Origin of the sequence: Neorhizobium galegae (assembly GCF_017877055.1) — a bacterium.
Classification (GTDB): domain Bacteria; phylum Pseudomonadota; class Alphaproteobacteria; order Rhizobiales; family Rhizobiaceae; genus Neorhizobium; species Neorhizobium galegae_D.
Map to the genome: position 1 here is coordinate 266,734 of NZ_JAGIPG010000003.1, position 14,504 is coordinate 281,237.

Genomic DNA, 14,504 nt, shown 5'->3' on the forward strand with positions numbered 1-14,504 from the left:
GTTACTCATCGAATTTTGACCTCGTTACGCCGCGACGCCGAGGGTCGGCGTCGCCTCGAGCAGAGCCTGCGTATAGGGGTGCTGCGGGTGGTCCAGGATTTGGCCGACGCTGCCTTCCTCGACGACCAGGCCCTGCTGCATGACGACGATCCGGTCGGCGACGCGGGAGACGGCGCCGAGATCGTGCGAAATGAAAAGGCAAGCGAAGCCGTGGTTTTCCTGCAGTTTGCGGAAGAGATCGAGTACCTGCTTCTGGATGGTCATGTCGAGCGCCGAGACGGGCTCGTCTGCGACGACGAAGGCGGGATTGCGGATGACCGCACGCGCGATCGCCACGCGCTGCCTCTGCCCTCCGGACAGGGCATGCGGATAACGATCGCCAAGTCCGGCAAGGCCGACTTCGTTGAGGATGTCACTCACCCGCTCGGCCTTTTCCGGGCCGCTGAGTTTCGGGCCATGTACGAGCGGCTCGCCGACGATTTCCGCAATCTTCTGCCGCGGGTCGAGGGACGAATAGGGATCCTGGAAGACGAGCTGGCACTGCAGGCGATAATCACGGGCAGCGGCCCGGTCGGCGGATGCCATCGGGCGCCCGCGAAACAGGATGTCTCCGCCCGACAATGGCAGCAGGCCCAGCATTGCCCGTCCGAGCGTGGTCTTGCCGGAACCGGAACCGCCCACAACGGCGACGACTTCGCCGGGGCGCACGCCAAGCGAAACACCCCTCACAGCAAGCTTCTTTTCCGCCGCGCTGAACATATTGCCGGCGCCCGAGAAGGTCACCTCGACACCGCGGGCCTCGATGAGCGGCTCCGCTTGGGCGGGTGGCGTGCGGCCGTGGTCACGTTTCGGCAGGGCGTCGATCAGCGCGCGCGTATATTGCTCCTTCGGCCGATGCAGAACCTCCTCGACCGGACCTGATTCTATCAGTCTGCCCCGCTCCAGAACGAAGACCTTCTTCGCGTATTGGGCGACGAGACCGAGATTGTGGGTGATCAACAGAACCGAGGTGCCGAAGGTGCGCGTCAGATCGACCATGACCTCCATGACCTCGCGCTGGGTCAGCGTATCGAGCGCCGTCGTCGGTTCGTCGGCGATCAACAGCTTCGGCCGAAGCAGCATGACCGAGGCGAGCATGATGCGCTGGCGCATGCCGCCCGAGAACTGATGCGGGAACGCGGCGAGGCAGGCTTCGGGGTTCGGGATTTTCACCCGTTCCAGCATCTCGGACGTACGCGCGCGCGCCGCCTCGACGCCCAGCTTCTCATGCAGCTGCAGCCCCTCGACCAGCTGTGCGCCGATCGTCATCGCCGGATTGAGCGATACCATCGGCTCCTGGAAGACCATGCCGATCTCGGCGCCGCGAACTTTGCGGATCTCGCCGCCTGTCATCTTCAGGACGTCATTGCCTTCGAACAGGATCTTTCCTGAGACGGGCATGATTGCCTTGGGGAGCAGCCGCATGGCTGCGCGTGCGGCGACCGTCTTGCCGCTGCCGCTTTCGCCGACCAGCGCGGCGATGCTGCCCGCCTCGACATCGAACGACACGTCATGGAGGATCGGGTGCCCGTTCGAGGTCGTGACGCGGAGATCGCAAACGTCGAGCAATGGCCGGGAAGTCTCTGGATTCATCACCGTTGCTCCATTCTCGGGTCGAAATGGTCCCGCAGCGCATCTCCGAGCAAATTGATGCCGAGCAGCGTCATCGAGATGCAGATGCCGGGGGCGAGCCCGAGCCACGGGGCCTTTTCGATATAGGTCCGCGCCGCAGATAGCATGTTGCCCCAGGTCGGCGCCGGCGGAGGCACCCCGAGGCCGAGGAAGCTCAGGCCGCTTTCCGCCAGCACCACCCAGCCGAACATCGAGGTAGCGAGCACCACGATCGGCGCGGTGCAATTGGGCAGGACATGGCGAAACATGGTGGCGAATTCGGAATTGCCGATGACGCGCGACGCCTCGACATATTCCCGCTCTCTGGCCGACAGTACGCTTGCCCGCACAACACGCAGCACGGAGGGGGAGTAGGCAATCCCGAGCGCCAGGATGATGCCGTATTTGTTGGGGCCGGAAATCACCATGAGGCCGAGCGCCAGCAGGGTGCCGGGAAAGGCGAGGAGCGCGTCGCTGAAGACCATCAGGATCCGGTCGACCAGCCCTCGCGTGTAGCCTGCGATCAGGCCGGTAATCGTGCCGACCGTGATCGCGAAAGCAACCGTCAGGACGGCGACCGTCATGCTCTGCACCGCCCCGGCCATCAGGCGGGAGACGACATCGCGGCCGAATTCGTCGGTGCCGAGCCAGAATTGCGCCGATGGCGGTTTCAGCTTGGCAACGAGCTTGATCGCCGCCGGCTCGTGGGGCGTCCAGAACAGAGCCAGCAGGGCCATGCCACCGATGAAAATCAGCAGGGCCGAGCCGATGAGGAGGTTTGCGGGCTGCCTGATCATGAGGCGGCGACCCGCGGATCGAACAGCGGATAACACAGATCGACGATCAGATTGACGATCACGTAGATCAAGGCCGTGAACAACAGACATCCCTGTACCACCGGATAGTCGCGAGCGAAGATCGCATCGACGAGAAGGCGCCCGAGGCCGGGCAAGGTGAAGACGGTTTCCAGGACCGCGATGCCACCTAGGAGCCCGCCGAGGACCAGCCCGATCATCGTCCAGGTCGGAGCGAAGGCATTGGGCAGCACGTGGCGAAGCAGGACCTTGCGTTCCGAAAGACCTTTGGCGCGGGCATGCATGACATATTCCAGCCGCAGGATCTCGATGGCGCTGGCGCGCATCATGCGGGTGAGCACGCCGACCTCGATCAGCATCAACGTCACGACCGGCAGGATGATGTAGGTGATGGCGGTCCAGGGCTTTTCGGTGAACGGCACATAACCGACGACCGGCAGCCATCCGAGCTTCAATCCGAAGACCAGCAGAAGGACGAGGCCGAGCCAGAAGCTGGGAACCGACATCAGCAGCGTCGAGGCGGCGACGATGGTGACATCCACATGCTCGTTCTGCCGCCATGCAGCCACGAGGCCCGCCGGAACCGCGATCAGCGTCGCGAGCGCTACGGCGACCAGTACGATTGTGGCGCTGACCTGGAAGCGGTCGAACATCAGGGGCAGGACGGGCGCGCCGTTGGAGATGGAGTGACCGAGATCGCCCCGCAGGACATTGCCGAGCCAATAAAGAAACTGCACTGCCACCGGCCGATCAAGACCGAGATTGGCGCGCAGACTGGCAAGCTCGTCCGGGCTGGCGTTATCGCCGAGGATCAACTGGGCCGGGTCGCCGGGGATCATCCGTACCAGGAAGAACACCATAACGGCCACGATCAGCAGCGTCGGAAGCGTCCATAACAGACGCTTCGCGACATATTTCGAAAGGGCGTGCATCAGCTATTTCCCTTGTGCGAAGGAAACGCCCCACATGCGTGGATAACCGACCGGCCATGTCTTGTATCCTTCCACATTGGCGCGCACGGCGCCAATGCGAGTGCCGGAATAGAGCGGGATCAACGGGACGTCGGCGCGGATCATGCCTTCCAGCTTGTCGAACAGGGCCTGCCGCTCCTTGGCGTCGCCGATCGTTGTGCTCGCGGCGATCAGCTTCAGGCCTTCCGGATTGTCCCACACCTTGTTCGGGCTCTTGTCCTTGCTGCCGCTGACCATGTCGTAGGAGAGCGAGGGATCGAGGCGCGCGGAGTAGGTGAACGACATGGCGGAGTAGTTGCCGGCCGTGTAACGGTCGAGCAGCGTCGCCCAGTCGAGCGTCTCGATCTCGATAGCGATGCCGGCTTCCTGCGCCATCGCCTGGACGAGAACCGCGGCATCGAAGAGCGACGGATAAAACTTCGTCGCCAGCCATTTGATCGGCTGGCCCTTGTAACCCGCATCCGCCAGCAGCTTCTTCGCCTCGTCGAGATTGCGGCCGGGGATTTCCTTCTGCAGCTTGCCGGAATAGGGGCTCGGGACCGGGATGACCGAGAGGTTCGCCGGCGACTGGCCGGTCGTCAAGGCTTCCGAGATCTGCGCGATATCGAGGGAAAGCAGCAGCGCCCTGCGGATACGGACGTCCTTCAGCAGCGGATCGCGGGTCTGAAAAAGAAGACCGGTCAGGCCCATGCTGGCGACCTTGTCCACCTTCAGCTTGTCGCTGCCGGAGAGTTCCTCGACATCGGCGTTGTTGACGTCGCTCAGCACGTCGATGTCTCCGGAATAGAGCGCTGCCTTGGCCGCAGCATCGTCCGGAATGACCATGAAGCGTACGCCCGCGATCGTCGGCGTCTTGTCACCGACATAGCCGGTCCGCTCACCGCCGGGCGAGACGTAGTTGGGATTGGCGGCGAGCTGCACATACTGGCCGCTGCGCCATTCCTGCAGCATGAAGGGACCGGTGCCGACAGGCTTCACCCACTTGCCTTGGGCATCGAACGAGCTTCTGTGGTAGATGCCCGTGCCGCCGCAGTCGGTGCGCGCAATGGTGGCGAGGAAGAGGGCGGTCGGCTTCTCCAGCGTGAAGACGACGGTTGCGGCATCCGGCGCCGCCACGTTGGTGACATTGGCAACGCCGGACCCAGTCACGTCCTTCAGGCACCGCCAGGCGGTCTTGGGATCAACGTAGCGCTGCCAGGAAGCCAGGACATCGGCGGAGGTCAGCGGCTCGCCATTGCTGAACTTCAGCCCGTCCCGCAGCTTGAACGTATAGGTCTTGCCATCGGGGGAAACGTCGACCGACTTTGCCAACAGCGGCGCGATCGAGGCGTCGTCCTTGTACCCGACGAGGCCTTCGACCATGTGCAGGACGATGGCGTCGCTATTGGCATCGCGGTTGACGCCGGGATCGGTCGAGCGGATGTCCGCATTGATGCGCACCCGCATCGTCTTGTCCTGCCCCATGGCCGTGCCCGCGACAGTCGTGGCCAGCAGCGCGACCGCCGCCGTCGTCTTCAACAGACTTTGCATTTTCATTGGAGGCTCCCGTATTTGTTCCCTTATTGATTTTTGGTTAGGCCGCGTTCGTTTGAGCCTTGCGGGGCTCTTCGACGGGCCTGATCCTCATGTCGAGGCTGTAATTCCAGAAGTGCGCCCCAAGCGCCGGCAGCAATGCGACCTCCATGCGGCCTTCGCCTGGCACCATGACAATCATGGCGACTGTTGCGGACTGATTGTTGGACAGCGATTTGCGCGGCGGGCGGCAGACCGACCAGGGACTTTCGAACGTATCGGAAAGTGCGGTCTTGACGGTGTCCACCGTGACCTTGCCGACATGTGGTTCGATCAGCTGGCGGACGCGCAGGTCACGGTAGAGCGAGTCCGGCATGTTGACGACGCCCCTGTCGAGCAGCTTTGACAGCGCAACTTGGCTCTGGAAATGGTTGGCATGCACCAGCACTCCGTTTTCCGGGTGAACCAGAAACGTTTCGTCGGGCGCACATTCAAAATCGATTGCGACGCCATGGGCGTGGCCGATCATCATGTTGTTCGACGCCGACTTGCGGGTTCCGTAAACCGCCTGCATCGACATCGCCAGATGGTCCTGTTCCAGAACCTTGCGGCGGATGATGGCGAGCGGCACGCCGAGTTCCCGGTAGTCCCGGTCGGTTTCGAGGTAGTTGCCGCTGATCGAGATGCCGGCGGAGTTGAAGCCCGTACGCGCAAGGCCGCCGGCTTCGGTGAAGGTGATGATATCGGGCCCGTCGCTGCGCCTGATCTTGAGCACGATCGCCGTTTCGGCGCATTCAGCCTTCCAGTCCCAATTCTGGGCGTGGATGAAGACGTTGTCACGCGTGGCGGAGGGCATGACGAAAACGCCGGTGCAGCCATCCGACTGGATGAAGTCTGCCTGGCCCTTTTCCCGGCGACGCGCCAGCTTGAGGATTTCGGTGCGTGCATTGAGCAGCAGGATTGCAGCCAGATCGGTGTTCACGGCACTGGCGATGCCGCGCATCTCCTCGATATACTGAGGACCGTAATCCTCGATCGCGCTGGCGAAACGCTCGATCATCGCCGCCAGGTCGCTGTCTTTCAGGCCGGAGGAATGGAGCTGGTCCTTGTAGTGCCCGATGCCCTTGAGGATACGCTCTGCGGCCTGTTCGCCATATTGTTGGCCGCGCTCGAATGGCGTACCAGAAATCTCGATCAGCGGGCAGGGAAGAGGCAAGGTCATGATGACGTGTTCCAGATGCTGTATGGCGGCAGGCAGAACGGTTGCCTTCGCCTAAAAAGTATTTCATATAACAAAAACCAAAAAATTGGGAAAGGCAAGCGGAAATGTCGGACGCGTCCACGCCTCTTCAGCAGGACCTGATGCGTCGCATCATCGACGTCATCCATGAGGACAATCTTCAGCCGGGGGCAAGGCTGCGCCAGAACCAGTTGGCGGACCGGCTGCGCGTGTCCCGCACGCCGGTTCGAATGGCGCTCGAATTGCTGGAATCGCAGGGCTTCGTGCAGCACGAGCAGAACAGGGGGATGACGCTTTCGGCAATTCCTCCCCGGGTAGAGACACTGGAGGCGCCGCCCGCCGATGAAGAGCTTCTCGTCGCGATCGCCAAGCTGCGGCGGGAGGGCGAATTGCCGGAGCAGTTCGCGGAACTGGAACTGATGCGGTTGACGGGGCAGGAGCGGACGCCGGTCCGTCAGGCCCTGATCAAGCTGGAAGGCCTCGGCGTGATTCAGCGCCGAAAAGGGTATGGGTGGCAGTTTTTCGACCCGGTTCGCGACGTGCGAGCTCGAGAAGAAAGCTACGATTTTCGGCTGCTTATCGAATGCGCAGCCATCCTGTCGCCGGATTTTTCGCTTTCCGCTGATTGGATCAAGTCGATGCGATCACGGCACGAGGCAATGCTGAGTGCGGCCTGGACCGACGCGTCCAGCGTCACCCTGTTCGAAATGAACGCGGAATTCCACCTCGGCATCAGCGCAGCGTCTGGAAACCGCTATATCGAGGAGGCCATGAACCGCCAGAACCAGCTTCGCCGTCTGTCGAACTACAACTGGCAGCATGGCTCGGATCGCGTGGCCGTTACCTGCCGGGAGCATCTGGAAATACTCGAGCGACTCGAGGCGGGCGACAACGAAGTCGCGGCGGCTCTCATGCGCAAGCATCTGACCGGCGCCCGCGGAACTTCAAAGGCGAGAAATTGAATTTTGTAAGATAAAAACCTTTATAGAAGCTCTTAGGCCGCTACGGTGGCGTCATTGCACCGCTTTTTCAAAGGGCCCTGAAAGAAAAGGTAAAGCTTGCCGAGCGCTGTTCCCCCGCTCGCAGCACGAAAAGACCTGAATCACTGCCAGAAGGAAAGCCGAAGGCGCCGGCAACGTGTGATACGGGTTCGAGGCAGACATAGTCCGCGGTGCGATGAGCCACGAGGTGTTTCAGTTCCGGCCCAGCGGTCAAAGAGGCCTCGACGCCTCCGTTGGTGATAACCGTGGCGCGCTGCCAGCCCGAAAGAAAAAGGGTATGGGCTTCGTTCGGCAGTGTTTTCGTACTCCGAGCTTCAGATCGGGTTCCGTCTGGAACACCCGCGTCACCCGGCGGCCAAATCTTGCCGGCATCGCAGGATGCCGGCCTGCCGAGATTTGCAGCAAAATACGGATGCCAGCCAAATCCACCCGGCATGGAGGCCCGTCCTGTATTGATCATTGCAAGCTCGATATCGAGCCGGTCGTCACCGAGCACCAAGCGCTGTACAGCGCGGAAGTCGAAGGGCCAGTCCGGATCGGCGCGGTAGTCGAGCTCCAGTTCAATCCGATCGGTGCCGAGCGAGGCCACCTGCCAGGCGCGGCGATGGGCAGGGCCATGCTGGGCATCGGTCCGAAGCGCCGGGTGCGGCAGCACTTCATGACGCCTGCCGTCATGCATGAAAGCCGCGCCGAGGAGTTTGTTGTGATAGGGAAACAGCGGATAGGCGCCGGCCTTTGGCCAGTTCAGCGGCTCGAATTCCGGACCGGCGGTGGGCGCGAGGATATCGCCCAGCCGGTCATGGACGAGATGGGTCATCCGGCCGCCGTTTTCGGGCAGGAAACGGGCCTCAAGCGGCCCGCTTCGAATGCCTGGCCAATCCTTACCCGTCATTTCAGGCGAAGGCATAAGACCCGTCCGGCCGCTTCGGCACGCGACGCTGCCAATGGACGTAGCCGTCCTCCTGCATCGCCTTTTCGTCCATCTCTACACCCCAGCCGGGACGATCCGGGCGAAGCTCGAGATAGCCGTCCTTCGGCAGATAAGGGTCGGCGACATAACGCGCCGACGCTTCCCGCGTCTCGACTTCGGTCCCGCCATAGACATAGGCCTGGCCCGTCGGCAGGCGGTATTCGAGGATCTTGAAGTTCTGCTGGGCGGCCGAGAAATGCACGTTGACCGCCGTTGCCAGAGGTCCCATCGGGTTGTGCGGGGCCACGCCGACATAAAAGGCCTCGGCAAGCGTCGCGATGCGGCGCATTTCCGAAAGCCCGCCGACGACGCAGATGTCCGGCTGGATCAGATCCGCACCCTTCACCTGCAGCAGCCGCAGGAACTCGTAGCGACTGTAGAGGCTTTCCCCCGTCGCCAGCGTGCATTCGAGCCCCTGCTTGAGTTCGCCCCATGCCTCGATGTTTTCCGGCCGCAGCGGTTCTTCGTAGAACAGCGGGTCGTAAGGTGCGAGTGCGTTGCCGAGCTGCCGAGCGGCGGCAGGTTCGTAGATCTTGGCATGCGCGTCGAAGGCAATCTCGTAGTCGTCGCGGACCGTCTCGCGGAGCTGGCGGAAATAGTCGGCCGACGCCTTCACCACATTGCCCCAGCGGTTGGTATGCATATCGATCCGCCAGGGGCTGAGCTTGAACGCGGTGAACCCCCAGCCTTCGTTCAGCCGGTCGAATTCGTCGCGCGCCGCCGGTGCGTCCGGCGCGGTGTAGACGCCTGCATAAACCTTGATCTTGTCGCGCACCTCGCCGCCGAGCAGCTTGTAGACGGGCAAGCCCGCAGCTTTCGCGGCCAGGTCCCAGAGGCAATGGTCGAGGCCGGCGATCGCCGCAAGTCCCATGGCGCCGGGAGGAAACCGGCTCTGCTGGATCATCAGATTGACGAGGTAGTCCACCCGCGTCGGGTCCTGCCCGGCAACGAAGCCGTAAAGATAGTCCAGCAGCGGCGGCAGCGCCTTGTCCGGCCCGTGATTGTAGCATTCGCCCCAGCCGGTCAGGCCGTCGTCGGTATCGAGCGCGACGATGACACGCGGGCGGTCCTTGTCGCGGGTCATGAAAACCCGCATGCGGTCGATCTTCATCTTCTGTGTCCTTACTTGCCGAAATACTGCCGACGCGACACACGCGTCTGCACATAGAGATGTTCGCCCCAGGTGCCCGGCGCATAGGCGCCGCTATCCGGCTGAACCTGTACGGAAAGATTGCCCTGGCTCGGGTAGCGGGCGACGAATTCCTCGTCGATATCGCAGCCCAGTCCCGGCGCGTCCGGCACCACGATCAAGCCGTTTTCCTGGACCGGATGCGGCACGATCACGCTCTTGCGTCCCTCCCAGTCGTCGTCGAGGCGTTCCAGGGTCAACGCATTCGGGATCGCGGCCATCAAATGCAGAGCGGCGTATTCGGCGACCGGCCCGAGCGAGCCGGAATGCGGCGCGAACTGGATGTGATGCGCCTCCGCCATGGCGGCAATCTTCTTCATCTGGGTAATTCCGCCGGCACGTCCGGTATCCGGCTGGATGATGTCGACCAGTTCCTTCTCAATCAGCTCGCGCTCACCGAAAATCGTGGCGCTCCGTTCGCCGGCGGCAAGCGGCACATGCGCTGCATCGCGGATGCGGCGGTAGCCGTCTACGTTCTCCGGCGCGATCGGGTCTTCCACCCACATCAGCTCATAAGGCTCAAGCTTGCGCACCAGCCGGCAGGCATCGGCGGGCGTCATCCATGGTGCACCGTGAAGATCGATGGCGATATCCATCTCGTCGCCGACCGCTTCGCGCAACGCGGCGACCTTTCGGACTGGATCGGAAACGCCACCGCATTTGATCGCCTTGATGCCGCGGCTCTTCACGGCAAGCGCCTGTTCCACGGTATTGGCATGCGAATAGATCGGAATATGGTCGCGAACCTTGCCGCCGAGCAGGTTCCAGACTGGCACGCCGAGCGCCTTGCCCTTGATGTCCCACAGTGCCATGTCGATGCCGGTCATGGCACCGCCGCCGACCGTGCCGAGCATGCCGTGGCCCATCATGGCGATCATCATCTTCTGCCACAGCTTTTCGATATGGGTCGGGTCCTCGCCGATCAGGAGCGGCGCGAGGTCCTTGATCGCCGTCTCGATGACGCGCGGCCAGCCGGAGCATTCGCCGATGCCGGTAATCCCCTCGTCGGTATCGATCTTCAGGAACAGCCAGTTGCGGGTGCCGCCGAAATAACCTCGTTCCGACGATCCCTGACCGGAAGAAGCAGGTGCGTCGTCGGACGCCCATTTCGAACGGTGCGGCTGGCCCACATGCATGAGAAAGGTGCGGATTCCCGTGATCTTCATCGCGCAGAACTTCTATTCTTGACGTTGCTGGGATCGATGTGGGGGCTGGGTTCGATGTACCGGAACCGCTTCGAGCGGTCGCGGTCGCGGGGATCCGGCCGGGGAATGGCCGAAATCAATGCCTGCGTGTAGGGGTGATCGGGGTTGTTGCAGACCTTGTCCGCTTCGCCGACTTCGACAAGCCGGCCACGATACATGACGCCGACCCGGTCGCACATGTAGCGAATGACGCCGATGTCGTGACTGATGAAGATGTAGGCGAGCTTGAGTTCGTCCTGCAGCCGCATCAGGAGATCCAGCACCTGGAAGCGCACCGAGACGTCGAGCGCCGAGGTCGCCTCGTCCGCCACGATGATGCGCGGATTGAGCGTGATCGCGCGCGCGATGCCGATGCGCTGGCGCTGGCCGCCGGAAAAGGCGTGCGGGTAGCGTTCCCGCCCTGCCGGATCGAGGCCGACCTGATCCATGAGATGGCAGACCCGTTCGTCGAGTTCCTTGCCCTTCGACAGGCCGTTGACCAGCAGCGGCTCGCCGATCACCTGCGCGACCGTCATGCGTGGGTTGAGCGAGCCGAACGGGTCCTGGAAGACCATGCGCAGCTCGCGACGCGCGGCCTTCAGTTCGCGCCCCTCAAGCCTGGCGAGATCGACCACCCTGCCATCGGCGCGGCGGTAGTGCATCTCGCCGGATGCCGGATCGTAGAGCCGCATGATCGAGCGGCCCAGGGTCGTTTTGCCGGAACCGCTTTCGCCCACGATACCGAGCGTCTCGCCGGGCAGGAGCGCGATCGAGACGTCGTTCAGCGCCTTCATCTCCCCGAAATGCATGGAGAGGTTGCGGATGTCGAGGATCGGTTCGGCGGTCGTGTCGAGCGGCGGCCGTGCGAGGCGGATCTCCGCCTTCTGCTCCAGCTTCAGCACGGAGCCGATAAGCATCTTCGTATAGGGATCCTTCGGCGTATGGAAAATCTGGTCGACCGGCCCGTATTCCTTGATGACGCCGTGATGCATGACCAGCACGTCGTCGGCAATCTGTGCCACCACGCCCATGTCGTGGGTGATGAACAGAACAGCCATTCCGGTCGTCTGCTGCAAGCGCTTGATCAAGTCTAGGATTTCCGCCTGGGTCGTCACGTCGAGCGCGGTGGTCGGTTCGTCGGCGATCAGTAGCTGAGGTTTGCACGCAAGCGCCATGGCAATCATGGCACGTTGGCGCATACCGCCGGAATACTGGAAGGCGTAGCGGTCGAGCGCCTGTTCAGGATTGGGGATTTCCACCTGCCGGAGCAGTTCGGCAGCCTCCTTGCGGGCCTGCGCCTTGCTCATGTTCAAATGCAGCCGCAGCACTTCGGTAATCTGGTCGCCGACGGTGTGCACCGGCGAAAGCGATGACATCGGCTCCTGGAAGATCATCGCGATGTCGCGGCCGCGGACCGCGCGGATCGCCTTGCTGCGCGGATCAAGCCTGGCCAGGTCGACCGAAGTGCCGTCCTGGCGGTTGAGGATGATCGAACCGGAGGCGATGCGGCCGGGCGAGTCGATGATCTGCAAGATCGAGCGGGCGGTGACGGATTTGCCGGAACCGCTTTCGCCGACCACGCACAGGGTCTTGCCGGGCTCGATCGAAAACGAGATGTCGTTGACCGCCTTGAAGATGCCGGTGCGAAGCGGAAACTCCGTCACCAGGTTCTTCACGTCGAGCAGCGTCTTGCCCGCTGCCATCGAAGGACGGGGCGTGATGGACAGGATATCGGTCATCCGCGCCTCACTTGTTGTACGGGTCGGCCGCATCACGCAGACCGTCGCCGAAAAGGTTGAGCGCCATGACGGCGATAACGACCGCGAGCCCCGGCATGAACAGCCATGGCGCGGTGGCGATGGAGCGGATGTTCTGCGCCTCGCGCAGAAGAACGCCCCAGGAGACTGTCGGCGGCTGCAGGCCGAGGCCGAGGAAAGAGAGCGATGTTTCCGCCAGGATCATCGCCGGCACGGCCAAAGTCATCGAGGCGATGATATGGCTCGAGAAGCTCGGCAGCATATGGCGGAAGATGATCCGGCCTTCCGAGACGCCGTCGAGACGAGCAGCGGCGACGAATTCCTCGGTTCGCAGCGACAGGAAGCGGCCGCGCACGACGCGGGCAAGTTGCGCCCAGCCAGTGAACGACAGGATGATGGTGATCATCATGTATTGCAGCGCTGCCGGCCACCCCTGCGGCAGGGCTGCGGCGAGCGCCAGCCAGATCGGAATGGTCGGCAACGACAGCACGAAGTCGATGACACGCTGCATTACGAAGTCGATCCGGCCGCCGTAATATCCGGAAATGCCGCCAAGCACGATGCCGAGCAGCAGCGACAGGAAAACGCCGACCAGGCCGATCGACAGGGAGATCTGCGCACCCTGCACCGTGCGGCTGTAGACGTCGCGTCCGAGACGGTCGGCGCCGAAGAGATAGAGCGGCTTGGTGTTGTCCGTCGTGGCGATGAGGTGGATGTTGGTCTCGAACAGGCCAAGTACCGAATAGGTGTAGCCACGCCCGAAGAACTGGATCGGGATCTTCGTATTGGTATCCTCGACGAAGATCGCGGCTAGCGTGTTCGGGTCCCGCGTCAACTTCATCCCGTAATAATGCGGGCCAAAACTGAACCCGTTTGCCGTATCGAGGAAATGAATGCTCTGCGGCGGATGGAAGGTTGAACGGGCGTTCTGCAGGATCGGGTCGTTGATCGCAAAGAAGCCGGGGAATATCGCCACAATGTACATCGCGACGGTGACGAAAAGTGCGGCCATGGCGAGCTTGTGCCGTTTGAAGGCCCACCAGATCAGCTGCCATTGCGCCGCGACGGCGACGCGATCGGGGCGATCGTTGAGGATGGTTGCATCGACCATTCGGGCCTCCTATTCGAGCCGGATGCGCGGATCGACCAGCGCAAGCAGGATGTCGCTGATCAGCGAGCCGATCAGCGTGAGAGCGCAGATCAGGAGCACGAAGGCGCCTGCGAGATACATGTCCTGCGCCATCAGCGCCTGGAGAAGCAGGGGCGCCGCTGTCGGCAGGTTGAGCACGATCGCCACGACGACCGAGCCGGAGATCAGGTTGGGCAGAAGCCAGGCGATCGTCGAGATGAACGGGTTGAGCGCGATGCGCAGCGGGTATTTGATCAGCAGCCGGAACTCCGAGAGCCCCTTGGCACGAGCAGTCGTGACGTAGGGTTTGGGCAGCTCGTCCAGCATGTTGGCGCGCATGACGCGGATCAGGCTCGCAGTGGAAGACACCGCGAGAATCGCTACCGGCAGCCACAGACGCGACAGAAGGTCGAGCATCTTGGCAATGCTCCAGGGGGCCGTCTCGAATTCAGGCGAGAAAAGGCCGCCCACATCCGCGCCGAACTCGACGGCGGCGATATACATCAGCACCAGCGCCAACAGGAAAGACGGGATCGACAGGCCGAAGAACGTGAAGGCCGTGAATGCATAGTCACCGATCGAATATTTCTTCACCGCGGAATAGACACCGATCGGCAGCGCGATCGCCCAGGTGGCGATCAGGCTGGCGAGCGCGAGGACCAGGGTCAGCGCCATGCGCTCCCAGATAAGGCCGGAGACCGGTTGCTGCCATTCAAAGGAGATTCCGAAATCGCCGCGGGAGAGAATTCCCCAGATCCATTTCAGATATTGCACCAGCATGGACTGATCGAGGCCGAACCGCTCGCGTAGTGCGGCCGCGGTGTTCTGATCGACCACTTCGTTGGACGAGGCGAGCGTCGCGATATAGGTGGTCACGAAGTCGCCTGGCGGAAGCTGGATCAGCACGAAGGCTAGAAAGCTCACCGCAAACAGCGACGGGATCATCCATAGCAGACGTTTGATGATAAATTTCAGCATGCAAAGCTCGCAATTCGGATTGCACGGCGTGCCGATACGAAAGCCTTCGACCGTCGTTCGGGCAGTTGATGCAATGGGACCGGAAGGGTGCCGCCGCCGGTCGGGCGG

The 14,504-nt window shown here is 62.5% G+C and carries 12 protein-coding genes; 1 reads left to right on the forward strand and 11 read right to left on the reverse strand.

The window, feature by feature from the left end; genetic code table 11:
- Window positions 1-24: 24 nt before the first annotated feature.
- From J2857_RS20485 to J2857_RS20505, 5 genes are read right to left on the reverse strand one after another with little or no spacing between them, the layout of a single operon-like run.
- Complete coding sequence (locus J2857_RS20485) at window positions 25-1,632, reverse strand: dipeptide ABC transporter ATP-binding protein (RefSeq protein WP_210011947.1); 1,608 nt, start codon at window positions 1,630-1,632, stop codon at window positions 25-27.
- A complete protein-coding gene (locus J2857_RS20490; protein WP_210011948.1) occupies window positions 1,632-2,447 on the reverse strand; it encodes an ABC transporter permease in 816 nt (271 codons plus the stop codon). Before J2857_RS20490 ends, J2857_RS20485 begins: the two co-directional genes overlap by 1 nt.
- A complete protein-coding gene (locus J2857_RS20495; protein ID WP_210011949.1) occupies window positions 2,444-3,397 on the reverse strand; it encodes an ABC transporter permease in 954 nt (317 codons plus the stop codon). Before J2857_RS20495 ends, J2857_RS20490 begins: the two co-directional genes overlap by 4 nt.
- A gap of 3 nt (window positions 3,398-3,400) precedes the next feature.
- Window positions 3,401-4,972: an ABC transporter substrate-binding protein gene (locus tag J2857_RS20500; protein WP_210011950.1), complete on the reverse strand. Its 1,572-nt coding sequence runs from the start codon at window positions 4,970-4,972 to the stop codon at window positions 3,401-3,403.
- A gap of 37 nt (window positions 4,973-5,009) precedes the next feature.
- On the reverse strand, window positions 5,010-6,170 hold the full coding sequence (locus tag J2857_RS20505; RefSeq protein WP_210011951.1) for a C45 family autoproteolytic acyltransferase/hydolase: 1,161 nt from the start codon (window positions 6,168-6,170) through the stop codon (window positions 5,010-5,012).
- Between the two features lie 104 nt (window positions 6,171-6,274).
- Here J2857_RS20505 and J2857_RS20510 point away from each other — a divergent pair, with 104 nt between their 5' ends.
- A complete protein-coding gene (locus J2857_RS20510; protein ID WP_210011952.1) occupies window positions 6,275-7,150 on the forward strand; it encodes a GntR family transcriptional regulator in 876 nt (291 codons plus the stop codon).
- A 67-nt stretch (window positions 7,151-7,217) separates the two neighbouring features.
- Here J2857_RS20510 and J2857_RS20515 read toward each other — a convergent pair whose 3' ends face one another.
- The 6 genes from J2857_RS20515 to J2857_RS20540 are packed head-to-tail and all read right to left on the reverse strand — an operon-like array spanning window position 7,218 to window position 14,396.
- Window positions 7,218-8,096, reverse strand: coding sequence for an aldose 1-epimerase (locus J2857_RS20515; protein ID WP_210011953.1), 879 nt, complete (start codon window positions 8,094-8,096; stop codon window positions 7,218-7,220).
- A complete protein-coding gene (locus J2857_RS20520; protein ID WP_037086004.1) occupies window positions 8,083-9,270 on the reverse strand; it encodes a galactarate dehydratase in 1,188 nt (395 codons plus the stop codon). The genes J2857_RS20515 and J2857_RS20520 overlap by 14 nt, the downstream gene beginning before the upstream one ends.
- Window positions 9,271-9,281: 11 nt before the next feature.
- Window positions 9,282-10,514, reverse strand: a complete 1,233-nt coding sequence (locus J2857_RS20525; protein WP_210011954.1) for a mandelate racemase/muconate lactonizing enzyme family protein — start codon at window positions 10,512-10,514, stop codon at window positions 9,282-9,284.
- Window positions 10,511-12,271 (reverse strand): ABC transporter ATP-binding protein, encoded by a 1,761-nt coding sequence (locus J2857_RS20530; RefSeq protein WP_210011955.1) that lies wholly within the window; start codon window positions 12,269-12,271, stop codon window positions 10,511-10,513. Before J2857_RS20530 ends, J2857_RS20525 begins: the two co-directional genes overlap by 4 nt.
- 7 nt (window positions 12,272-12,278) lie before the next feature.
- A complete protein-coding gene (locus tag J2857_RS20535) occupies window positions 12,279-13,400 on the reverse strand; it encodes an ABC transporter permease (RefSeq protein ID WP_210011956.1) in 1,122 nt (373 codons plus the stop codon).
- A 9-nt stretch (window positions 13,401-13,409) separates the two neighbouring features.
- Window positions 13,410-14,396, reverse strand: coding sequence for an ABC transporter permease (locus J2857_RS20540; RefSeq protein ID WP_210011957.1), 987 nt, complete (start codon window positions 14,394-14,396; stop codon window positions 13,410-13,412).
- Window positions 14,397-14,504: the final 108 nt, after the last annotated feature.